The organism is Paenibacillus sp. JZ16, assembly GCF_015326965.1.
In the GTDB taxonomy this organism is placed as follows: domain Bacteria; phylum Bacillota; class Bacilli; order Paenibacillales; family Paenibacillaceae; genus Paenibacillus_AQ.
In genome coordinates this window covers 4,925,768-4,947,114 of record NZ_CP017659.1, presented here as the reverse complement: position 1 = coordinate 4,947,114, position 21,347 = coordinate 4,925,768, and the positions used below count along the sequence as shown (strand labels likewise).

Here is a 21,347-nt window from a genome sequence, read left to right as displayed (position 1 = left end):
CTTGAACCATGGAAAGAGTCGTTATCACCGGTATGGGCGTCATATCGCCGTTGGGCCATGATGTTGAGACGTTCTGGTCCCGGCTTGTACGAGGAGAGTCCGGTATTACACATATAGAAACTTTGGACACATCAAGACAGAAGGTACAAATAGCAGGTGCCGTAAAGGAATTCGACGCAAACGCGCTGTTCGGCGCCAAGGAAGCCCGGCGTATGGACCGCTTCTGCCAGTTTGCGCTGGCTGCGGCGGATCAAGCCATAAGCCAGTCGGGACTCGATCTTGATCAGATCGATCATGAGCGGATGGGGGTATATGTCGGCTCCGGCATCGGCGGCATCCAGACCCTGATGAATCAGAGCGGCACGCTGTCATCGCGGGGTCCCGAACGGGTCAGTCCTACCCTGGTACCCATGATGATTCCCAATATGGCGGCAGCGCTCATCAGCATTAAATACAAGGCGCTGGGCTCCACGCAGGCCCCGGTTACGGCATGTTCGATCGGCAATACGGCGATCGGCGAGGCTTTCTTTAACATCCAGGCCGGCCGATCCGACATCATCATCGCGGGAGGCTCCGAAGCGGCGTTGACCGATATTTCACTGGCCAGCTTCGCGAACGCAACCGCCCTTTCATCCCGCAACGATGAACCGGGCCGGGCCAGCCGGCCGTTTGATACGGACCGGGACGGATTTGTCATGGCAGAAGGTGCCGGCATCCTCGTCCTGGAATCGCTCTCCCATGCCTTACGCAGAGGCGCCGTCATTCTGGGCGAGGTCATCGGTTACGGTGCCAGCTCGGATGCCTATCATATGGTCGCCACGCCGGAAGACGGCAACGGTGCGGCACGGGCGATGAAGCTGGCCCTGACCGAGGCGAATCTCGCCCCATCTGATGTGGATGTCATCAGCGCCCATGCCACAAGCACGGTCATCGGTGACCGTTCGGAGACAGCGGCCATTAAGCAGGTGTTTGGCAAGGAGGCGTATCGCATTCCGGTAACGGCGAACAAGTCGATGACCGGACATATGCTGGGCGCATCCGGCGGCGTAGAGGCCATCGCACTCGTGAAATCCTTACAGGAAGGCGTCATACCGCCGACGATCAATCTGGAACATGCCGATCCGGCATGCGATTTGGATTACGTACCGAATCAGGCGAGAAAGGCCGAGCTTCGGATTGGCATGTCGAATTCCTTCGGCTTCGGCGGACATAATTCGGCGATTGTTATCCAGAAATATGAGCACGAATAACCCATGCGTCCCGGACCCCAGTGAAAACTGGGGGCTTTTTCTTGTTGCGATTCTGGAAGGCTGGGCTGAATAATGAGACAGAAACAGAAACAACGGCTTTTTTAATTTTTTTCGCAGAATCAAACTTTTTGCAAGACTCGCACGTCTTGCTTCCGTAAGTCAATTGCAATTGATGGTTACCCGCGCGGGCCCAAAGGAGTGTCATATTTACATGAGAGGCGGCCGGAAGCTTGAGAAGCTTCTTATCCAATGCATAACCGAACATCAGGACAGCGCCTACCGGCTGGCATACAGCTACGTTAGAAATCAAGAGGATGCCCTCGATATCGTTCAGGACGCAATCCACAAAGCATTTATATCCATGGAAAAGCTAAAGCAGACGGGTTCATTAAAAAGCTGGTTTTTCCGAATTATTGTAACAACCTCCCTGGATTTCATTAGAAAACAGAAAAAAGTCCACGTCATGGACGACGAGAACCTGGAGGTTATATTACCCGGCAGCCATGACCACTATCCGAATCTGGATCTGGCCCAATCTTTGGAGGAATTACCCGACAAGTATCGGGTCGTCATTATACTCCGGTTTTTTGAAGATATGAAGATTGACGAAATTGCCGAAGTGCTCCACGAGAACGTCAGCACGGTGAAAACGAGATTATACCAAGGACTACAGAGACTGCGGGTGAACTTAAGCGAGGAAGATCAAGAGGAGGCACAACGATAATGCATGACAAGCTGAATAGGATGAAAGAGCAGTACGAGAGCACTCCTATTCCTGACGAACTAAGCTCGATTGTCAACAAGACCATAGCAACCAGACGAAAAAAAAATAGAGCGCTGCCCTGGCTCGCTAGTAGCGCAGCTGCATGCATCCTACTGTTCGCCGGAGTGAATACCAGCCCTGCCTTGGCCCAGGCCATGTCCGATGTGCCGGTTCTGGGCCATATCATCAAGGTGATCACCATCCGTGAATATGCCGAGCAAGACGATAACACGGAAGTGCATATCGAAACACCCGGCATTGCCAACCTAGGAAATACGGAGCTTGAGCAAACCCTGAATAACAAATACCTGGAAGAAAACAAGAAACTGTATGAGAACTTCAAAGACGAAGTGGCCCTATTAAATAAAGAAGGCGGCGCGCATCTGAGTCTTACTAGCGGTTATGAAGTGATCACCGACAATGAACAGCTGCTGACGCTTTCGCGCTATATTGTCGAATCTGCTGGAAGCTCTGCCGAATCCAGAAAATACGATACGATCGACAAGAAGAACCAGATGGTGATCACGCTGCCGAGTCTGTTCAAGGATGATCGTTATATCCAGGTCATCAGCGACAATATCAAGGAGCAGATGCGCCACCAGATGCAGGCTAATCCGGACAACATCTACTGGGTGGAGCAGCCTGGCGTGGAGTCCGATGCATCAGAGGATCTGTTCCAAACGATCGCCAAGGACCAAAACTTCTATATCAACCAAGACGGCAAACTGGTCATCAGCTTTAATGAATATGAAGTTGCACCCGGCTATATGGGTGTCGTGGAATTTACGATCCCAACGGAAGTAATCGCAGACCAGCTCGTCAGCAGCGAATACATCCGATAGATCAAGGCAAATGCAGATCACAAATAATAAATATCAACCATATACCTGGAGGTAACATAACATGAAAAAAACAATGAAGCACACAACCCCAATCACCAAAACCCTGGCGGCTGCCGGATTAGCGGGCATCCTGATGATCTCCGCTTCGGGTCTGCCATCCGCTCATGTCCATGCCGAAACCAAAGCTGCAGCGAGCACGAATCGGGTGACCGCTCCAACCGTTGCCCCGCAACTGGTAACATCCAAAACGCTGCAATCCAAGCAAAAATGGCTGAAAACCAATATTAAGATCCCTGTATTCCAAGGTTTGACTGACACCAAATATCAAGACCAGTTGAACGACATTATCGAATCCCATGCCTCCAAGGATATGGACAAATGGGAGAAAGAAGCGGCGGAAGCTGCTGCAAATGCACAAAAGAACGGCTATACCATGCACCCTTATCAGCTGAACATCACTTATGAGCTCACATCGGATGGTAAAGACGGCAGCTTGATCTCCCTTAAGGTCATCACCGAAGGCATCGGGATGAACAATGGCGATCCCCGCGTGGATACGTACAACTTCACGAACGAAGCCGAAGCACAGCGCGTGACGCTTGAAGACCTGTTCGGCAAAGATTACAAATCCATCGTGGATCAAGCGGTCAAAACGGCGATTGCCGCGGATCAAGACCATTACTTCTCGAACGAAGACGGGTTTCAAGGCATAGACGCGGAGCAATCCTTCTATGTCGCGGACGGAAAGGCCTATATCGTATTCCAAAAATACAGCATCGCCCCTGGAGCCACAGGTACACCGGAATTTGCCGTAAAACTGCCTGATAAAGGATCCGACATAAAGCCTGCTGCAGCCGTATTGAAATCAGGCGCTTATTACAAAGATAACAACGGCAAACTCATGGTTCAGGTATCCGTGCTGCGCCAGCTGCAGTTCAATGTCAAGTGGAACGGCAAGAGCAAAACCACGGAAGTCTCCAAGGGAGCCGTCTGGAGCGCGGTGAAGCTGAACAAGGATGCTTACACTTTCGGCAAAATGGCCCCACGTTCGCTGGGCTCGGCTCCTGTCATGAAAAAAGGCCACGTCTATGTTCCGCTTGCTTTCCTGACAGACGTTCTGAATCTGAATGCAGATCAAAGCAAGCATGGCCAGATTACGGTAACCGCAGCAAAATAACATAGAAACTACTCCATTCAAAGTCTGCGCCTCCTGCACACGATCTTTCCTAAGCAGGGACAGCATAGTCTGCGGTAAAAAGAGAGGCCCTCTCCAACACGGAGACGGCCTCTTCATATTTTCATGTTAAGTTAAGAACGTTTACCTCAAGCGAGGCCCTCCGTGCCCTGTTATAGTGCAGCAATCCGTCAGCAGTACCCCACCGACAATGCTTCTCCAGCCTTGCCGCCCCATTCATCATCCATCAGATACCGGGCTTGAAACTTTTCTCCCTCATGAACAAAAGTGAAGCGATAATACACTTCTTCATCCTCGCAAATCTCAAAATACAGTGCATATCGCCCTGCTTGCAGCGGAAGCTCAATAGCGGCGTCCGACATGACGGACAACAGCTCCAGCTTCCCAGGATCCAGAACATCAAACGGCACGACCATCCGCCGCTGCGCGTTCGGATCTTCGATGAACGCCTCTTTCAAGGCCAGCTTTACCCAGGCGCCGAAAGCATCATCAGGGATAGGATCAAAGGTGAGATAACCGGGATGAATGACAACGCCCTGCTTGATATTGGTTTCTCCCCATTGGCACAAATCCTCATCAAAGTCCCGTGAGCGGACTTGGATCTGATGGTGCGAAATGGTAAGGTCCACCTCTTGAGTCATTTTCGTATGCTGCATATGTAAAACACCTCGCTTTTGGGATACCTGCATTCTGTTTAAATATCGTTCGCCAGATGCTCATACTGAACCCTCCCTGCCAAGAAAGGATTATCCTCCGAAGCCTCCACTTCGAACTGCCCATATGCCAATTGGTACAGCATGTTGAGGTCAGACCCTTCCAGCCTGTAGTACAACGGACGAAGCTCCCCTTGTTTATCGGTTGTGGCAAAGCCGGCCAGCAGCGGCCATGCATCCACTTGTTCACCATCCACATCAACGGCCAGCTGGTATTTGGTCAGGACCACCTCATTCTGAAAAAGCCCATACGTGCGCCCAATAAAGTAACCAGGTATCAATAACGTGGCTGCAGGATGATCACTCCCCAGAGGACCCGCCTGCCTTTCATGCTGTCACCTCCCCTCGCAAGTTCTTCTCTTCAGATGACCACGCACAAGCGACGCTGTTGCAAGCATCAAGAGCGCTTCCTGGCGTTCCATCAGTAGTCCACCTCTTCAATGTCGGTGCGCAGATTGCGGTTTGACGCCTGAAGCAGCTCCGTGAAGGAAGGCGCGATATAATACACAAAATCAGGATCATGCACGTACATGATGATCTGCCCGGACGTTCCCGGCTCAGCCGGATCGAAATCCAGCATCAAATACAACGACCCGCCTGCCATCGTGGCAAACGGATACCAAGCCTTGTGAAACAGGTAAGGCTTAATCTCCGGATCCAGCTGCTGTATTTCCTCCGAACTGTAATACGCATCCAGCGGTTCATTCCGTTCGCAGAAATAAGCTTTGACCTCCCTCATCTCATCCAGGCTCATCAGATAAAACGGCGTGTATTCCCCATCCCCTTCATTACCAGGGTAGAGTACGTGAAACCCATATCCGCTGCCGTTCTTCTTACTGTAAAACGAACGAAAGTCCTGTGGCAGCTCGATCTCGAACTCCGCTTCAAAAAGCTGAAATTGATCAGGAGCCGCCCCCTTCAATTGTTTATATTCATCCAGCAAATCCCGAAGATCTTCGGCGACCTTCTCCTCCAACTGCTGCTCCAGCTCGAGCATCAGTCCATCCATAACAGCACTCATAAAATAACCTCCGTATATTGCATGTCCACTCACCCCAAGCGGATTGCTACCCTTTCCTACAAAGTATATAGAACGCTGCAATGAAAACAACATGTCCTGCGGCATGCAAAAAAAAGGACAAAATCCCTCTTGAGATGTTGGTTTTGGTTCTTTTATGAAAACACCCCGGGGTATTTATGGCTGAAGCGCAGCGATTTCATGGCGGAATCGGCTAATTGGATACCAGGGATAGGCATTACGGGACAGAGATAGCCCATTCTCCTGCCGGAGAGTTAACACCATTTTCGCATAAGCAGCTCCATGGGACCTCGCCTCACTCGTTTTCTCCATACCCAAGAGAAGATGACAGCCATCACAAAGTAACCGCAGCCGTAAGCAACCGCAAAGCCCAGATTGCCATGGTTCAAATACCCGATCGCTTCCAGCAGCCCCAATCCAATGAAGATATGACCGAGATAATGGGAGAGTGAGAGCTGCCCGGTCCATATAAGCCACCCTGTCAGGCGGTTATTCTCAAAACGCTCAACGATATAAAAACAGATTGTAATCACGGCAACAGCCAGACAACCCGCAGAACATACATAGAGCAGCGTCGGCGGCATCGGCTTGGTTGTAAACAGATAACTAGCCGAGTCGGCATCAAGCCACGGGGACGTCCCGCGAATGAGGAAGCGGGATAACAGCTCGAATATTACCGCCCGAGCAATGAATACATCATGAGCTTCCGCCTGTGTTTGCCGCCCCACCAGCCCTTTCTTCCAAGCCACATGCCGATGAGGAAAAAGCTGCTCCATGGAAAAAGAGGATGATATCCGTTGAACATCAAATTGCGGATGAATCCTTCCACCGTCCAAAAGTCGGCATATCGATGAAAACCGGGATCCCAGCCCTTGCTGTAGTCCAGCAGGATCAGCATGGATGACGATACGATCAGAACTAGTCCGGCCAGGATCAGGAGCGTTTTGTCCGATACCGTTATGAGTACCGAGGCCAGAAGTAAAAATACCGCATAATAATGCAATATATCGGCGCTCCATCCGGTCAGCAGCAGAAGTGTCCCGGCGATAAACAAGAATACGGCTCTCTTCACCAATGTCTTGCGATTCTCTCGAATCATGTGTTGATTGCGGGAAATACTAGCCTTCGCAGTCATTAAGGACACACCGACGCCAGCAAGTACCACGAACAATGCAGAAGCTCTTCCTTCAAACAGACCGGCGATGGTTTGCAGCCAATTGGCTCCATGATCCCCCACCTCCATGGCAAGTTTATAATTGACAATAATCATGCCGAAGATGGCCCAGGCGCGAGCATAATCGAGTGCGGTTAAACGCGTTGTGTTAGAGCTCATTCCCCTCAGCTCCTGTCATCACCTGGTTGACTGCTTGCGTCCAGATCACCTCATAGTCGTATTCCAGACCGTAACTCATGAAGTTATCCATGCTATCAATGATCATGGTCAGCATCTGTGCCTGAACTCCCATATTGCCGTCCGGAAGAGCTCCAATGGAAACTCCATATTTCAGCAGCTCCGTAAAGCCGGAAGTGAACCCTTCCAGAATACCGATTAGTTGCCGTGCATATTTAGGATTGCGGTAACCCAAGGCCTGATACTGATTCATAATTCGAGTATAGTGTTCATCCTCCTGTTGCGTATGAATCATGTTCAACCCGTCAGAGGTAAGCCTCGCGCTGAAATTCTCCGCCGTATATTTCTCCAGTTGAAAATAAACATGAAAACCGATGCTGCGGCAAATCTCTTCAAAAAGCTTGTCAATAAGAGCTTCCTTCGAGGAAAAATGATAATAAAGCGCAGGTTTGGATACATCCAATTCCTTGGCGATCATCGCCATGCTCGTTTTCTCAAAGCCTTGTTCCGCAAACAAGCGATAGCTTGTATCTAAAATAACCTCATACGTTGATGGATTACTCATCCTGATTTAACAACCCCTCATAATTCTACTTACCGGTCGGTAAGTGAATAATAATACAGGATGAACTCTTTTGCAACACGATTCTCTCCGCAAACACAAGAATGCCGCACAGCAGATATGAACATCCACCGATGCGGCCTTCTGGTTTATATGGATATGCTAAATCATATCGACGAACTCCAGCTTCCCAAAACGTGAAGGAATATGGTAATTCACCTCACCGGTTGGGCTCCATGCCTGATACTCCCGGTTTCCTTGGGTGTCCTCATCAATGCGGTAAAAATTCACGTTCCAGCTTCGTCCCGCTTGCAGGGGATTCTTGAAGTTCGCAGCCGGAATGCGAATTTCATACATTATATTCCCCTTATCGTAATGCTCTACCGAGGTCTGTAGGCCGGCAAGATTCCACTTCACATCGCTGCTTGTGATCGACTTTTGTCCATCGCTTTGGATCAGGGCGTCAAATATAATATTGTTCGGACTCACCTCAAGCTCGATATATTCCATTCCCGTTCCTGCTTCGTCTATAAACAATTCCACGACATCCTGTTCATACAGCGGATCATCCCGATGCTGGTACTCCGATACGATATGAGAATCCTGGCAAACAAACCGTACATAAAAGTATTCGGAGCTCCAGCAGGCGCGAACCTCGGTCGCTTCCTTCGCAGCAAGCCCGGTCACGGTATCGCTCAGGGCCACCGCTTCATATCGGTCCCAATCGATGTTCCCACGATGCTCTCCCTGCTGGATGTATAGGGCGGGCTTGCATGAGTAATTTGCCGTATAATGCATGATCATCCCTCCGAAAAAATTCAATGGTAAGTCTATCCTCTATGATAAGACATACAGATTCGGTTAGCTATTCCATGGTAAGAATAAAGAACATATGGGAAATCCCATCTTTTGCTCTATGTCCCCATAGTGAAAATAAGCGCATGCTGTGCTACAATAATAAAATTGCAAACTCTAGGGAGGGTTATGGATTCGCCATGCTCATAATTGGTATTGCCGGCGGCACCGGATCGGGCAAAACGACGGTTGCCCGCTCTGTCATTGACCGTCTTGGTTCAGATAAAGTCACTTTTATTTCGCAGGATAACTATTACAAGGATCATAAAGAGCTCAGTTTCGAGGAACGCGAAGCGATTAACTATGATCATCCGTTCGCCTTTGACAACGAGCTGCTCGTCGAACATCTCGGCATTTTGAAAACAGGACAACCCGCATTTGCACCGGTGTATGATTTTACCGCCCATGCCCGTTTCACGGATCAGACCATTGAACTGAAGCCGAACAACATCGTCATCATTGAAGGCCTGCACGTACTGTCCGATGAGAATCTGCGCAAGCTGCTTCACATTAAAGTGTTTGTGGATACCGATCCCGATGTACGCCTGCTTCGCCGGGTCGTGCGCGATATCGAGGACCGCGGCCGGACCATCCAGTCGATCCATAATCAGTATCTGACAACCGTCAAGCCGATGCATGAGGCGTTCATCGAACCCTCCAAGAAGTACGCCGACCTGATCATTCCCGAAGGCGGAGAGAATGAAGTCGGCATTCGCCTGCTCTCCATCTTGACCGAGAAATATTTGACCGGCGACCGCACATTGTCGGGTGAATCATAGGACAAGCCTGCGTATCAGCAGTTTGGCAGCATGGAAAAGCCCACAGGACCATTTAAGTTAAAGGTCTGTGGGCTTTTTGGTGTTATCCGTGTCAATTGCGTTAGGATTGCATAACCCGCTCGTCATGTTTGCGTTCTTCCGTTTCCACGTTTGTTGGGTTTCTGTGTTCTTGCTTTCCGGAATGTTCGTTCCATGTTCGTTCTCGGTGTTCTTCTTTTCCGAATTGTTGCGTCTCCGCGTCTACTGCGGTTTACTGCATTTCCTGCATTTCCTGCATTTCCTGTATTTCCTGTATTTCCTGTATTTCCTGCACTTTCAGCATTTCCAACGCCTCTTGTGTCCCCGGTCCTCTCAAAAACGTTCAGCTCCCTGCGCTGAAGCCGTCAAACGTGCGGATCGTAATCCCCAACCACCAGCACATCCATATGCCTTGCGCTTCTTAGCAGGCCCCGGATCATTCTCCGCTGGGCGTACAGCTTCCATCCGGCCATCTGCGGCTGTCCGATAATCAACTGGGTGGCCTTGACCGCATCTGCTGCTGCGACCAATTGGGAAGAAACGGCGCGGGTTGGCCCCTTGTTTACCGGGAGCACGGTGAACGTTCCCCCGAAACGTTCCGTTAACGTCTGAAGGGCCGTCAGGCGTTGTTCGTCGTCAAGAGACAGACTGTGATGCCGCTCCAGAGGGACTGCCACATACCAGGCCGCTTTCAGCCGATGGGCGATCCGGAAGCCACGGCGAATGAGCCGTTCTCCCTGGGGACCTTCACCAAGCATGACATAGATAACCTCCTCGCGACGCCACGGCCCCCGCAGCGAGCTGCTGCGCTGCCATGACTCCAGTCTCTCGTCTACATCATCCGCAATTTCTCTTAAGGCAAGCTCTCTTAAGGCAATAAGGTTTCCCGTCTTAAAAAAATGGCCAAGGGCCTGCGGGATTTTCTCCGGCGCATAAATTTTGCCGTCCTTCATCCGCTGCCGCAGCGACTCCGGCGTAACGTCGATGAGCTGAACCTCATCGGCCAATTGCAGAATATGATCCGGCACCGTCTCGCGAACACGAACACCGGTCATTTGCTTGACGGCATCATTCAAGCTCTCCAAATGCTGCACGTTCATGGTCGTAATGACGGAGATGCCAGCCGACAGAATATCCAGCACGTCTTCATACCGTTTCGTGTGCTTGCTTCCGGGAACATTCGTATGCGCCAGCTCATCCACAAGAACCACGTCAGGCCTGCGACGAATGATCTCATCGGTATCCATCTCCTCAAGGCGTGATCCCTGGTAGTCCATCTCTTTGCGCGGAAGAACCTCAAGATCACCGATCTGTGATCGCGTATCCATCCGGCCGTGCGTCTCCAACAGTCCGGTAAGAACCGTCAATTCCTTCTTTAGCAGATCATTGCCTTCGCGCAGCATCGCATACGTCTTGCCCACGCCCGGGGCAGCCCCGATATAGACTTTAAACCGCCCGCGCTTGACCTGCTCCATCTTCCGGTCCAGCTCTTGCTCATTCAATCGGTGAAACGAATCGGAGGAAACTCGCCGCGGATGGATCTGCGCCGGGATGATCCGTTCTCCGTCATGCGCCGCCCGATCCGCCACAATAAAAATATCGATCCCGCGCGTTTTCTTCAGCAGATCCTGAAGGAGCGAGCCCTGCCGCATCTCCTGAAAGCGGGTCTGCTTCGAGTGACCCAGCACAATGCGGGTCACATGGTGCTCCAACGCATATTGAACAAGCACGTCGGCCAGCTTCCTACGCGAATGGAGAGGCAGCTCTTCAAGCTTGACGCCGATACGCTCCGACAGTTTCAGCAAAGATCGCTTGAAGGCCGCCTGCTCTTTCGTGAGCTCTAACCTCGGATTCACAAACGTAACGGCCATAAGCTCACCGTTCAATCTCTTCGCGATCTGCTGTCCGCGCCGCATATAAATGGATCCGTTCCAATGATACTGGGTGGATACCAATATTCGCTCATGGGCTCCCGATGGGCCGACCAATCCCCGTTCCTTGCGGTGCCGCTCCAGCGAGTGGTTTACCCCTTCGGCTACGAGGCGCAGCGTCAGCTCCCGAAGCACGGCCAGATTACCCTCCTTCCATACGCTGCCACCCCCGAGCAAGCCACCTTGTGCCCGCTCCAGCATCGTTTCAGGCGTTACATCAATAAGCACCACCTCGTCTGCGTTTTCTAGCGTATCGGCAGGAACCGTATAACTAGCCTTAATGCCTGTCAGCTTGACTGCAATATCTTGGACGTCCTCCAGCTCATACACATTGACCGTCGTGATGACGCTAATCCCCCGGCTTAACAAAAATCGGATGTCATCCAGCCGCGTGGCATGCTTCGCCCCCTTCCGATTCCGGTGGGCAAGCCCATCGACAAGCACCACCTCCGGGTTGCGCTGCACCAGCAGTTCCAGATCAAGATCCTTCTTCTCTACGCCGTCCTCCACCCAATGGATGCTGGGCACCCGCTCCAGATTCCGGACCTGCTCGACCGTTTCCGGACGCTGCATCGTGGATACCGCGCATATAACAACATCGATGCCTTGCAGTTTCAAGGTATGTCCTTCGCGAAGCATATGATAAGTTTTCCCCGAACCGCTTACGGCCCCGATATATACCTTAAGCCTTCCATGGTGGAGCTTCGCAATCGACCTTAAGATTTCCTCCGGTGATTTTCTCCGAAAGAGGTCCATGATCAATCAAGAAGCTCGGCCAGCGCCAGGTTCAGCTTCAACACATTGACGCGCGGTTCACCGAACACGCCCAAGTCCCGTCCTTCTGTGTGCTCCTCTACCAACTGATTAAGCTCTGCCTCCGTAATTCCAGTCAGCTTGCTGATCCGCGGAATCTGAATATTCGCGGCCTGCGGCGAGATGTGTGGATCCAATCCGGAGGCGGAATTCGTAACCAGATCCATCGGAACCTTGCTCACCGGAACATCCGGGTTGTTCTCCTTCCACGCTTCAATCGAGGCCTTCGTCCGATCGATCAGGTCCGGGTTGGAAGGTGCATAGTTATTGCTGCCTGAGCCGGCTCCGTTATATTCAATGCTGGACACCCTGCCGTGAAAATACTGAGGCTCCGTAAAGTTCTGGCCGATCAATTCCGATCCGACCACCTTTCCGCCGGAATCTGTGACCAAGCTGCCGCCGGCTTGCTTCGGCATGAGCAGCTGCGCGGCTCCCGTCGTAATCAGCGGATAGAGAAAACCGCATAACACGATAAATACAAGGCTCGTTCTTAGGGCCATGCCCAGAGAGACGCGGACTGCCCCCGCCCCGGCGCGAGGCGCAGCGGATGATTTTTGCAACGAATTATTCATGGTTCCTCGATCCCTTCCTTCATATCTTCCATATAAACCATTTTCGAGTTATCTCTATTCCCCGGCACGATTATCATATCTAGATCCATAGATGGACAATCATGTCGATCAGCTTAATCCCGAGGAACGGTACGAGCACGCCGCCTAAGCCATAGACCAGCACATTGCGCTGGAGCAGCTTCGACGAGCTCATCGGTTTGTAGGCTACGCCCTTCATCGCAAGCGGAATGAGCAGCGGAATAATGATCGCATTAAAGATCAGCGCCGACAGAATCGCCGACATGGGAGAACCCAATCCCATGACGTTCAGAACATTCATGCTCGGTATGGCAGCTGCAAACATCGCGGGAATGATGGCAAAATATTTGGCGACATCGTTCGCGACGCTGAACGTGGTCAGCGCGCCACGCGTCATTAGCAGCTGCTTGCCGATGGCAACCACCTCGATAATCTTCGAGGGATCCGAATCCAGATCCACCATATTGGCCGCTTCCTTGGCTGCGGTGGTACCGCTGTTCATCGCCAGCCCCACATCGGCCTGGGCCAGCGCCGGGGCGTCGTTCGTACCGTCACCAGTCATCGCAACCAGCTTGCCTTCGGCTTGTTCTCGGCGAATGACGGCAATCTTATCCTCGGGCTTGCTCTCGGCGATATAATCATCGACACCTGCTTCTTTGGCAATCGTCGCTGCGGTAAGCGGATTGTCGCCCGTGCACATAATCGTCTTGATGCCCATCCGGCGCAGCTGATCAAACCTTTCCTTCATGCCCGGCTTCACGGTATCCTTCAAGTAGATTAGACCATAGATGCGGTTATCCACGGCAACAGCGAGCGGGGTTCCGCCCTCTGTCGCGATGGCATCAGCGCTTGGCGTCAAATCCGAAGGGATGGAGCCTCCTTGCGACAGCACCCAAGCTTTGACGGCATCTACCGCACCTTTGCGGACTTTTCGCCCATCCTTGAGGTCCATCCCACTCATCCGGGTCTCTGCCTTAAATTCGATGAAATCCGCCTCAGCCGTCATGCTTTCATCTGCTTCGAGACTTTCCTGCTTCAGCAGCTCCAGCACGGAACGTCCTTCCGGCGTTTCATCCAGCAGTGAGCTCACGCCCGCCCATTGCGAAAGCGATGCATGCGATTCGCCGCCGACGGGAATCAACCGGCTGGCCATCCGGTTCCCGAACGTAATGGTACCCGTCTTATCCAGAATCATCGTATTGATGTCACCGGCAGCCTCCACCGCCTTGCCCGACATCGCCAGCACATTGAACTGCGTCACCCGGTCCATGCCGGCAATCCCGATCGCCGACAGCAACCCCCCGATCGTGGTCGGAATGAGACATACCAGCAGCGAGATCAGCACCGGAACGGACAGCTCGATGCCAAGATACTTCGCAATCGGAGCGAGCGTAACGACAACGATCAGGAATATCAGCGTTAAGACGATCAACAGCGTATTCAGCGCAATTTCATTCGGCGTCTTCTGGCGAGAGGCTCCTTCCACAAGCGAGATCATCCGGTCGATAAACGATTCCCCGGGATCGCTCGTAATCCGGACGCGGATCGTATCGCTGACAACCCGCGTCCCCCCGGTGACCGAGCTGAAATCGCCGCCGGCTTCTTTAATGACGGGAGCGGACTCGCCGGTAATCGCCGATTCGTCAACGGACGCAAGGCCCGCAATGACTTCCCCGTCCCCGGGAATCATCTCGCCCTGCGTGACGATCACGATATCTCCTTTGCGAAGATCCGTGGACGGCACGGATTGTACCCCTCCGTTCTCCATCACTTTATGTGCCGTCATTTCCTGCTTCGACTGCTTAAGGGAATCGGCCTGCGCCTTTCCGCGTCCTTCGGCAAGCGCCTCTGCGAAGTTTGCAAACAGCAGCGTCAACAGCAGAATGACAAATACCGCCACATTAAATCCGATACTGCCCTCTGTTCCGAAATAGGATGGAAATAACGTCATCAACAGAACAACCAGCGTCCCGGCCTCCACAACAAACATGACCGGATTTCTCATCATCAGGACGGGATTCAGCTTCGTGAAGCTGTCCTTCAGCGCCTGACGGACCATCTCTTGGGACATCGCTTTTTTTCTCGTATTATTCATGGAAATAGGCCACCTTTTCTATTAACGGATCGTCAGATGCTCAGCAATCGGACCGAGCACAAGTACTGGCAGGAAGGTCAATGCACCGATAATCAGAACCGTCGCGATCAGAATGCCGGCAAACAGCTTATTATCTGTCCGGAACGTTCCGAGCGTCTCGGGAACCCATTGCTTCCGCATCAACGAGCCGCCCACTGCCAGCAAGGCGATCATCGAAATGTAACGTCCGAATAGCATGACCAGTCCGGTTGTCACGTTCCAGAACGGCGTGTTATCCGACAGTCCCTCAAATCCGGAACCGTTATTGGCTGCGGAAGACGTGTATTCGTACAATACCTGCGAGATGCCATGAAAGCCCGCATGGGCAATGCCCGCCTGCCCCGCATCCGTCATCAGCGCAAGTGCGGTCGGAGCCAGAATGATCAATGGATGCACCAGGATAACAACCGCAATTAGCTTCATCTCCCGCGCCTCTATTTTTCTCCCTAGAAATTCGGGTGTTCGGCCAACCATAAGACCAGCCAGGAATACTGCCAATATCGCATACATGAGCATGTTCATCAGCCCGACGCCTTTTCCGCCAAAAACGGAGTTCAGCATCATCAGGGATAGCGGCGTAATCCCGCCAAGCGGCGTGAGCGTATCATGCATGTTGTTGACCGACCCGGTCGTGGCCGCAGTCGTCACCGTGGTGAACAGGGAGGACTGGGCGATCCCGAACCGGACCTCCTTGCCCTCCATGCTGCCTTGGGAGGTATCCATACCCAGCCGGTTCAGCGCCGGATTGCCGTTCGTTTCAGCCGCATAGTTCAAGGACAGGAATCCGATAAACAAGGTCATCATTACCGAGAAAATAATCCAGCCCTGCTTACGGCTCTTCGCGAACAAACCAAATGTGTAAGGAAGCGCCGCCCCGAGGCTCCACATGCACAGGATCTCGATCACATTGGTCAGCGGGGACGGGTTCTCGAACGGATGCGCCGAGTTGACCCCCATAAACCCGCCCCCATTGGTGCCCAGATGCTTGATCGATTCCAGCGCAGCCACCGGTCCCACCGCTATTTGCTGCTCGCTTCCTTGAAGCGTCGTGACGCTGAGCGTAGGCTGCAAAGTCTGCGGCACCTGCAGCGCAACCAGTACCATCGCAATGATAAATGCGGCCGGGATAAACACCCGGGTGTGGGCTTTGACGAAATCTTCAAAAAAGTTGCCGACGGTTGTACCCTTGCTGGTCACCGCCCGGATAAACGCAATCGCCACGCATAGCCCGGTCGCCGCGGACGCGAACATCATCATCGTAATGACGGCCATCTGGGCCATATAGGATAATCCCGACTCCCCGCTGTAATGCTGGAGATTCGTATTCGTCATAAAGCTGATGATCGTATTGAACGACAAGGTCGATTCCATATTGTCGATACCGTTCGGGTTGAAGGGCAATACTCTCTGTATCCGCAGAATCAAATACCCCGCCGACACGAGCACGATATTCGTTATCACAAAGCTGACGGCATACCCTTTCCATGTCATTCCCTTGCGTTCTTTCAACCCAATCAGTGCGAAGATCGGTTTCTCCAACCAGGAGAACCATTTATCCGTTCCATTCCCCTCATTGCGAAACACCTGATATAGATAAGTTCCGAGCGGCTTTACCAGCAGCACCAGAACGAGTATAACGATGGCAATTTGTAAAATGCCCATGACGAATGTCTTCCTCCTTCAGCTGTTTCCCTAGAATTTTTCAGGATGAATCAGCGCGTAAATCAAATATAGAAAAATAAAGAGCGTGCATATTAAAATGATCATCACAACTAATCCACCTCCGGTTCCGAAACCACGCGTCCGCACCAGGACATAAACAGCATGAGCAGTCCGTAGGTTCCTCCCAAGATAAGCACCATATATAAATCCTGCATGAATATAACCTCCTAAAACCTCATGGTCACATCAGCCAAGACGCTTAGCTGACAATGGATGAAATCAGGAAGGATACCTGATGATGGTTCGTATGAAGCACCACATCGGCCCCCAGTCCCTTATATATCAATCGCGGATTGCTGGAATGGGTAATCACATAAATCGACTCCGTCGTCCATGTCCGGCAGATCCGTAAATAGCGGCAGCACAGGTTCAAGCTGCTCTCGAACAAATACACCTTGCTGACGGGAAACTCGGGAATGATCCAGGTTTGTTCATCCCTTGTATCGATAACAATCATGTTGGTGCAGCCTAGTTCCCGCAGCCTCTCCTGCTCAACCCGGTTGTTGGCTATGGCCGCAAACGAAATGTCCATATAGATCAACTGGCGGATAAATTCTTCCCCGGCCTTGTTCGGCGCGGATACCAGGATAAACTCCTGCGGTTTCTCCATCTTTATTTCTCCTCCTAAAAAGTTCAGAAAGAGAAGACAACAACAAAGAAGCCTGGGGAAAGAGAAGAACTCTTCCCGCAGGCTTCTTCATCAGAACACGGTGAAATACACCGTGGCCCAAGTCCACGACAATCGTTGCCTCTCTCGATACGCTTACGAGGTTAGCTGACGGATTCGGGCGTGAGAGTCGCCCTACCCATAGACCGTTATCTTGTCCATGGGATTCACCCCTGAGAGATCAAGTTCATCTCCCGACTGGTTCCCCCGTTCCTTTTCCATTCAAGGACTCAGCGAAAATTAAAAACGAGTAGCATGTTATTCTATTAGCGATTGACTAACATTCAGGCCCGGCAAAACCGCACAGCATCAGGTTCGAGCGGTGAGAGTCGCATCATCCTGCATTTCCAGCGAAGGCCCATGGTGCCCTCGCCCGAGATTCGATCCATAAAGAGCCCGGCAGCTCTCACACAGCCTTTAGGTCTTCATGGAACGGCTGCCCGTATGCCTGCTGCCGATGTCCGTCAATTCATAGTTCGTATCATACGTCCGGCCTTACAGGAAGTAAATGTGAGCAGAAACACGTGGGGCGTTATGTCGAACAGGATCTATCCGGTTTCGCTCCGTTATCTCTCGAATCCTGATCTATACTATGTATTTCTCTTGTTTTCTTGTATTTATCGCAATCTATCGAGATACCGAGATTTTGCCATGATAATAGATGACACAACCGAATGTACGCGTTTTCTTTTACGGTTTTCATCGATTTTCGGAATGTATCCGTCCAATATGGCCATTTACTTTTAGATTCCTCCGGCGTATGATTCATCCATCATTCGAAACACTCGTTTACGCTGAGCTCCCGAGCCTTAAGCGAAGCGGCCACTGTAGCAGGGCCACTAACGATAAATAGGCCTGGAGAGCGGGGGTTACTCTGCTCACCAGGCCTTTTTGCCGTGCATATAACATTCCTAAAAAGGAGCGCAGATCATGACGAAACTCATCGAGGCCGCACTGGCCCCCGTCATCAAAACCGCATCGCCTGCATTAAATGCAGAGCTCATCCGCTGCATGGAGATATTTCGTTTCGACCGGGGCTCGGCTGAACGCTTTATCCCCTGGAGCGACCGAGATTGGAACTGCGGGTTGTTCAAAATCAGCTGCAAAGGCGGCCGGGTATGCCGAATATGCCCTGCCAAGCACAAGAGAATTCGCGGATCTGATCCGCTGGGCATCCGTCTTTACGAGGCTGAGAGGTATGCCCGTGACCGAGGCCATTCGCTATGCCCAGAAGCAGCAGCAGTGGGGATCCGCACGAATGCAGCTCGCCGTATCGGCCCTCGCCGATCTGGAGGCCAATCTGCAACAGCACATCACCCGTATGCGGTTAGGCAGCCTGCCGCTGGAGCGTTCCTTCCTGATGGACTGCTCGGAGGCATATTATTCCTTCTAGGACAGCTGCTAGAAAGAGCTACCGTTCTCTCTCCATTGCAATTGGTTGTTTTCCCCCCGCTCACTTGAACATATTCTTGAGCACCATCATCAGGTTGGCCGGCTTCTCTGCCAGCCGCCGGGTGAAATACGGGTACCACATCGTTCCGTAGGGCATATAACACCTGATACGGTAGCCGTCCTGTGCCAGGGCAGCCTGATCGTTCATCCTCAGTCCGTACAGCATCTGAAATTCATAGTCCTGTTTGTCTATGCGGCTCTGCTCGGCAAACACCTTCACCCAGTCGATGATGTTGTCGTCGTGCGAAGCAATCGCGACGTAGGCTCCCTGATCAAAATGCATTTTGATCAACTTCTTATAGTTGTCAATGACCTCCCGCTTCTGCTGAAAGGCGATGGTTCCCGGCTCTTTGTACGCCCCCTTGACCAACCGCAGATTTACGCCGGCATGCATCAAATTCTTGACGTCCTCCTCCGTACGGAACAAGTAGGCTTGCATTACGGTCCCCACGTTGGTCAGCCCCTCCTTATGGAGCCGCAGCGTCATATCAATCGTCGCCTGGGTGTACGGCGAATCCTCCATATCCAGACGAACGAAATTGCGGTGCTCTTTCGCCTTTTTCACCACCATTTTGATGTTCTCGTACGCCTTCTCCAGATCCAGCGCCATGCCCATCTGCGTCGGTTTCAGCGATACGTTCGACTGCACTCCACGCCTCGCGATCCCTTCCACCAGCTTCAAATATTCCTCCCGATACCCGGCTGCTTCGTCCAGCGTCCGGATGCCCTCCCCCAGATGGTCCAGCGTGACAAGAATGCCCTTCGCGTTCAGCCTCTCGATTTCATCCAGCGCCTCATCCAAGGTATCGCCGGCAATGAATCGGCCCGCCAATTTCCGGCCGTACTTGATCGACAACCATTTCACGAGTTTATTGCTGGACACCGTCAGGATCACTTTGCGGTAAAGCTCGGTTCCGTCCATGCGCGCGCCCCCTCTGCAAGGTAAACCAAAAATGCACTCTATCTAACTCATATGCAAAAATCATGACGGCATGCAGGAAGACATACATATCTTACATAGAGGTTTTCACCAGGAGTTCCTAACCATGCCACCATGACGCATTCGCAGCTGGACCATTGGCCAGAAGCTTCGATTCATATCATGTTAAGGAGGGGCCTCCCCATGCGAGCATCTTTTCGGAACGAACCATTTATGGACTTCAACAACGAATGGAACAACAAGTTATACGACGCGGCGTTATCCGGGGTCGAAGCCGAGCTTGGCCAATCGTACCCGCTGGTCATCGGCGGTGCCAAAATCCATACGGAGCGCACCGCAAATTCGGTCAATCCGGCGCGCAAACGCCAAGTCATCGGCGTCGTGTCCCAGGCGGATACCGAGCTTGCCGAACAAGCCATTCAGACGGCAGCGCGTACCTTTGAGACGTGGAAGCACACCAAGCCGAGCGAACGGGCACGCTATCTGTTCAAAGCTGCGGCGATCATGCGGCGGCGCAAGCTCGAGTTCTCTGCGCTCATGACTCTCGAAGCCGGCAAGACGCGCGCCGAAGCCGACGCGGATACGGCCGAGGCGATCGATTTCATGGAATTCTATGCACGCGAAATGCAGCGCCTGAGCGCGCCCCAGCCGCTGACGGTCCACGAAGAGGAAGAGAATCATCTTTATTACATCCCACTTGGCGTCGGCATCGTCATTCCGCCGTGGAACTTCCCGCTCGCGATTATGGCTGGCATGACAACGGCTGCCATCGTCTCCGGCAACACCGTTGTGCTGAAGCCTGCCAGCACCACCCCGGTCATAGCCGCTAAATTCGTAGAGCTACTGGAAGAGGTCAGCCTGCCTCCGGGCGTCGTTAATTTCCTGCCTGGCCCGGGTCAGGAAGTGGGTGACTATTTGGTGGATCACCCACTGACCAGGTTCATCAGCTTTACGGGGTCACGCGACGTCGGACTGCGGATTCAGGAGCGTGCGGCCAAGACGCAGCCGGGGCAACGCTGGATCAAGCGCGTCATCGCCGAAATGGGCGGGAAAGACGCAATCATCGTGGACAACGAAGCCGATTTGGAGCTCGCGGCGGACGCGATTGCCGCTTCCGCATTCGGCTTCTCCGGGCAGAAATGCTCCGCCTGCTCCAGAGCCATCGTGCACGAGGACGTCTATGATATCGTGCTGCAGAAGGTGATCGACCGCTCCAAGAAGCTGGTGATCGGAAGCCCCTCCAATGCCGAGGCTCAGGTAGGACCCGTCATCGACGATAAGGCGTACCGTAAAATTCTCGACTATATCGAAATCGGGAAAAGCGAAGGTAGGCTGGTGCTTGGCGGTTTTCCCGGCGATCCGGAGGGGTATTTCATACAGCCGACGATCTTCGCGGACGTCGCCAGCACCGCCCGTATTTCCCAGGAGGAAATCTTTGGTCCGGTCGTGTCCTTCACGAAGGCAGCCTCCTTCGACGAAGCGATCCGATTCGCCAACAATACCGATTATGGGCTGACCGGCGCGGTGATCTCGAACAACCGCGCGCACCTGGAGCAAGCCCGGCGCGACTTCCATGTCGGCAACCTGTATTTGAACCGGAAATGCACCGGCGCCTTGGTGGGCATCCACCCGTTCGGCGGCTTCAATATGTCCGGGACCGACTCCAAAGCCGGCGGGCGTGACTACCTGCTCCTGTTTACACAGGCGAAGGCGGTGTCGGAGCGATTCTGA

Annotated in this window: 21 protein-coding genes and 1 riboswitch; of the genes, 7 read left to right on the top strand and 14 right to left on the bottom strand. The window is 52.5% G+C overall.

What is annotated here, in order from left to right; genetic code table 11:
• The first annotated feature begins 8 nt into the window (after positions 1–8).
• The 4 genes from fabF to BJP58_RS22290 all read left to right on the top strand — a co-directional run bounded on the left by fabF (position 9) and on the right by BJP58_RS22290 (position 4,032).
• The gene (gene fabF / locus BJP58_RS22305; protein ID WP_194540610.1) at positions 9–1,250 is read left to right on the top strand and encodes a beta-ketoacyl-ACP synthase II; all 1,242 of its coding nucleotides are present in this window, start codon (positions 9–11) and stop codon (positions 1,248–1,250) included.
• A 211-nt stretch (positions 1,251–1,461) separates the two neighbouring features.
• Entirely contained in the window at positions 1,462–1,974 is a 513-nt protein-coding gene (locus tag BJP58_RS22300) for an RNA polymerase sigma factor SigV (RefSeq protein ID WP_194540609.1), read from the top strand.
• Positions 1,974–2,855 carry an anti-sigma-V factor RsiV gene (locus tag BJP58_RS22295; RefSeq protein WP_194540608.1) on the top strand — a complete coding sequence of 294 codons (882 nt, stop codon included), beginning with the start codon at positions 1,974–1,976 and terminating at the stop codon, positions 2,853–2,855. The genes BJP58_RS22300 and BJP58_RS22295 overlap by 1 nt, the downstream gene beginning before the upstream one ends.
• 61 nt (positions 2,856–2,916) lie before the next feature.
• Positions 2,917–4,032: a DUF3298 domain-containing protein gene (locus BJP58_RS22290; RefSeq protein ID WP_194540607.1), complete on the top strand. Its 1,116-nt coding sequence runs from the start codon at positions 2,917–2,919 to the stop codon at positions 4,030–4,032.
• A 188-nt stretch (positions 4,033–4,220) separates the two neighbouring features.
• Here BJP58_RS22290 and comJ read toward each other — a convergent pair whose 3' ends face one another.
• From comJ to BJP58_RS22260, 7 genes are all read right to left on the bottom strand, one after another.
• Positions 4,221–4,706: a competence protein ComJ gene (comJ, locus tag BJP58_RS22285; RefSeq protein WP_194540606.1), complete on the bottom strand. Its 486-nt coding sequence runs from the start codon at positions 4,704–4,706 to the stop codon at positions 4,221–4,223.
• A 38-nt stretch (positions 4,707–4,744) separates the two neighbouring features.
• Complete coding sequence (locus BJP58_RS22280) at positions 4,745–5,044, bottom strand: hypothetical protein (RefSeq protein ID WP_233354727.1); 300 nt, start codon at positions 5,042–5,044, stop codon at positions 4,745–4,747.
• Between the two features lie 140 nt (positions 5,045–5,184).
• Positions 5,185–5,784 carry an SMI1/KNR4 family protein gene (locus tag BJP58_RS22275; RefSeq protein WP_194540605.1) on the bottom strand — a complete coding sequence of 200 codons (600 nt, stop codon included), beginning with the start codon at positions 5,782–5,784 and terminating at the stop codon, positions 5,185–5,187.
• Positions 5,785–6,056: 272 nt separating this feature from the next.
• Positions 6,057–6,530, bottom strand: a complete 474-nt coding sequence (locus BJP58_RS33720) for a DUF418 domain-containing protein (protein ID WP_233354726.1) — start codon at positions 6,528–6,530, stop codon at positions 6,057–6,059.
• Positions 6,476–7,135 (bottom strand): heparan-alpha-glucosaminide N-acetyltransferase domain-containing protein, encoded by a 660-nt coding sequence (locus BJP58_RS33715; protein WP_233354725.1) that lies wholly within the window; start codon positions 7,133–7,135, stop codon positions 6,476–6,478. Before BJP58_RS33715 ends, BJP58_RS33720 begins: the two co-directional genes overlap by 55 nt.
• Positions 7,125–7,718: a TetR/AcrR family transcriptional regulator gene (locus BJP58_RS22265; RefSeq protein WP_194540604.1), complete on the bottom strand. Its 594-nt coding sequence runs from the start codon at positions 7,716–7,718 to the stop codon at positions 7,125–7,127. Before BJP58_RS22265 ends, BJP58_RS33715 begins: the two co-directional genes overlap by 11 nt.
• 159 nt (positions 7,719–7,877) lie before the next feature.
• Positions 7,878–8,513, bottom strand: coding sequence for a carbohydrate-binding family 9-like protein (locus tag BJP58_RS22260; RefSeq protein ID WP_194540603.1), 636 nt, complete (start codon positions 8,511–8,513; stop codon positions 7,878–7,880).
• 197 nt (positions 8,514–8,710) lie between these two features.
• Between BJP58_RS22260 and udk the strand changes: the two genes are divergently transcribed.
• A complete protein-coding gene (gene udk / locus BJP58_RS22255) occupies positions 8,711–9,349 on the top strand; it encodes a uridine kinase (RefSeq protein ID WP_071219124.1) in 639 nt (212 codons plus the stop codon).
• Positions 9,350–9,732: 383 nt separating this feature from the next.
• Here udk and BJP58_RS22250 read toward each other — a convergent pair whose 3' ends face one another.
• From BJP58_RS22250 to BJP58_RS22225, 6 genes are all read right to left on the bottom strand, one after another.
• Positions 9,733–12,054 (bottom strand): histidine kinase, encoded by a 2,322-nt coding sequence (locus tag BJP58_RS22250; RefSeq protein WP_194540602.1) that lies wholly within the window; start codon positions 12,052–12,054, stop codon positions 9,733–9,735.
• Between the two features lie 2 nt (positions 12,055–12,056).
• The gene (kdpC, locus tag BJP58_RS22245; protein ID WP_194540601.1) at positions 12,057–12,683 is read right to left on the bottom strand and encodes a potassium-transporting ATPase subunit KdpC; all 627 of its coding nucleotides are present in this window, start codon (positions 12,681–12,683) and stop codon (positions 12,057–12,059) included.
• 79 nt (positions 12,684–12,762) lie between these two features.
• Positions 12,763–14,796: a potassium-transporting ATPase subunit KdpB gene (kdpB, locus tag BJP58_RS22240; protein ID WP_194540600.1), complete on the bottom strand. Its 2,034-nt coding sequence runs from the start codon at positions 14,794–14,796 to the stop codon at positions 12,763–12,765.
• Between the two features lie 21 nt (positions 14,797–14,817).
• Positions 14,818–16,497, bottom strand: coding sequence for a potassium-transporting ATPase subunit KdpA (gene kdpA / locus BJP58_RS22235; protein ID WP_194540599.1), 1,680 nt, complete (start codon positions 16,495–16,497; stop codon positions 14,818–14,820).
• A gap of 30 nt (positions 16,498–16,527) precedes the next feature.
• Positions 16,528–16,602 carry a potassium-transporting ATPase subunit F gene (locus BJP58_RS34275; protein WP_074961812.1) on the bottom strand — a complete coding sequence of 25 codons (75 nt, stop codon included), beginning with the start codon at positions 16,600–16,602 and terminating at the stop codon, positions 16,528–16,530.
• Between the two features lie 154 nt (positions 16,603–16,756).
• Entirely contained in the window at positions 16,757–17,167 is a 411-nt protein-coding gene (locus BJP58_RS22225) for a hypothetical protein (protein ID WP_194540597.1), read from the bottom strand.
• A 134-nt stretch (positions 17,168–17,301) separates the two neighbouring features.
• A riboswitch (cyclic di-AMP (ydaO/yuaA leader) is annotated at positions 17,302–17,470 on the bottom strand.
• A gap of 745 nt (positions 17,471–18,215) precedes the next feature.
• On the opposite strand from BJP58_RS22225, the gene BJP58_RS22220 reads away from it, so the two are divergent.
• Complete coding sequence (locus BJP58_RS22220; protein ID WP_233354724.1) at positions 18,216–18,617, top strand: hypothetical protein; 402 nt, start codon at positions 18,216–18,218, stop codon at positions 18,615–18,617.
• 60 nt (positions 18,618–18,677) lie between these two features.
• Here the strand turns inward: BJP58_RS22220 and BJP58_RS22215 are convergent, their stop codons facing one another.
• Positions 18,678–19,598, bottom strand: a complete 921-nt coding sequence (locus BJP58_RS22215) for a proline dehydrogenase family protein (protein ID WP_194540596.1) — start codon at positions 19,596–19,598, stop codon at positions 18,678–18,680.
• 201 nt (positions 19,599–19,799) lie between these two features.
• Here BJP58_RS22215 and pruA point away from each other — a divergent pair, with 201 nt between their 5' ends.
• A complete protein-coding gene (gene pruA, locus BJP58_RS22210) occupies positions 19,800–21,347 on the top strand; it encodes an L-glutamate gamma-semialdehyde dehydrogenase (RefSeq protein WP_194540595.1) in 1,548 nt (515 codons plus the stop codon).

Coding starts and splice junctions, on each gene's coding strand:
- fabF (WP_194540610.1), top strand. CDS start 9: ATGGAAAGAGTCGTTATCACCGGTATGGGCGTCATATCGCCGTTGGGC.
- BJP58_RS22300 (WP_194540609.1), top strand. CDS start 1,462: ATGAGAGGCGGCCGGAAGCTTGAGAAGCTTCTTATCCAATGCATAACC.
- BJP58_RS22295 (WP_194540608.1), top strand. CDS start 1,974: ATGCATGACAAGCTGAATAGGATGAAAGAGCAGTACGAGAGCACTCCT.
- BJP58_RS22290 (WP_194540607.1), top strand. CDS start 2,917: ATGAAAAAAACAATGAAGCACACAACCCCAATCACCAAAACCCTGGCG.
- comJ (WP_194540606.1), bottom strand. CDS start 4,706: ATGCAGCATACGAAAATGACTCAAGAGGTGGACCTTACCATTTCGCAC.
- BJP58_RS22275 (WP_194540605.1), bottom strand. CDS start 5,784: ATGAGTGCTGTTATGGATGGACTGATGCTCGAGCTGGAGCAGCAGTTG.
- BJP58_RS33715 (WP_233354725.1), bottom strand. CDS start 7,135: ATGAGCTCTAACACAACGCGTTTAACCGCACTCGATTATGCTCGCGCC.
- BJP58_RS22265 (WP_194540604.1), bottom strand. CDS start 7,718: ATGAGTAATCCATCAACGTATGAGGTTATTTTAGATACAAGCTATCGC.
- BJP58_RS22260 (WP_194540603.1), bottom strand. CDS start 8,513: ATGCATTATACGGCAAATTACTCATGCAAGCCCGCCCTATACATCCAG.
- udk (WP_071219124.1), top strand. CDS start 8,711: ATGCTCATAATTGGTATTGCCGGCGGCACCGGATCGGGCAAAACGACG.
- BJP58_RS22250 (WP_194540602.1), bottom strand. CDS start 12,054: ATGGACCTCTTTCGGAGAAAATCACCGGAGGAAATCTTAAGGTCGATT.
- kdpC (WP_194540601.1), bottom strand. CDS start 12,683: ATGAATAATTCGTTGCAAAAATCATCCGCTGCGCCTCGCGCCGGGGCG.
- kdpB (WP_194540600.1), bottom strand. CDS start 14,796: ATGAATAATACGAGAAAAAAAGCGATGTCCCAAGAGATGGTCCGTCAG.
- kdpA (WP_194540599.1), bottom strand. CDS start 16,497: ATGGGCATTTTACAAATTGCCATCGTTATACTCGTTCTGGTGCTGCTG.
- BJP58_RS22225 (WP_194540597.1), bottom strand. CDS start 17,167: ATGGAGAAACCGCAGGAGTTTATCCTGGTATCCGCGCCGAACAAGGCC.
- BJP58_RS22220 (WP_233354724.1), top strand. CDS start 18,216: ATGCAGAGCTCATCCGCTGCATGGAGATATTTCGTTTCGACCGGGGCT.
- BJP58_RS22215 (WP_194540596.1), bottom strand. CDS start 19,598: ATGGACGGAACCGAGCTTTACCGCAAAGTGATCCTGACGGTGTCCAGC.
- pruA (WP_194540595.1), top strand. CDS start 19,800: ATGCGAGCATCTTTTCGGAACGAACCATTTATGGACTTCAACAACGAA.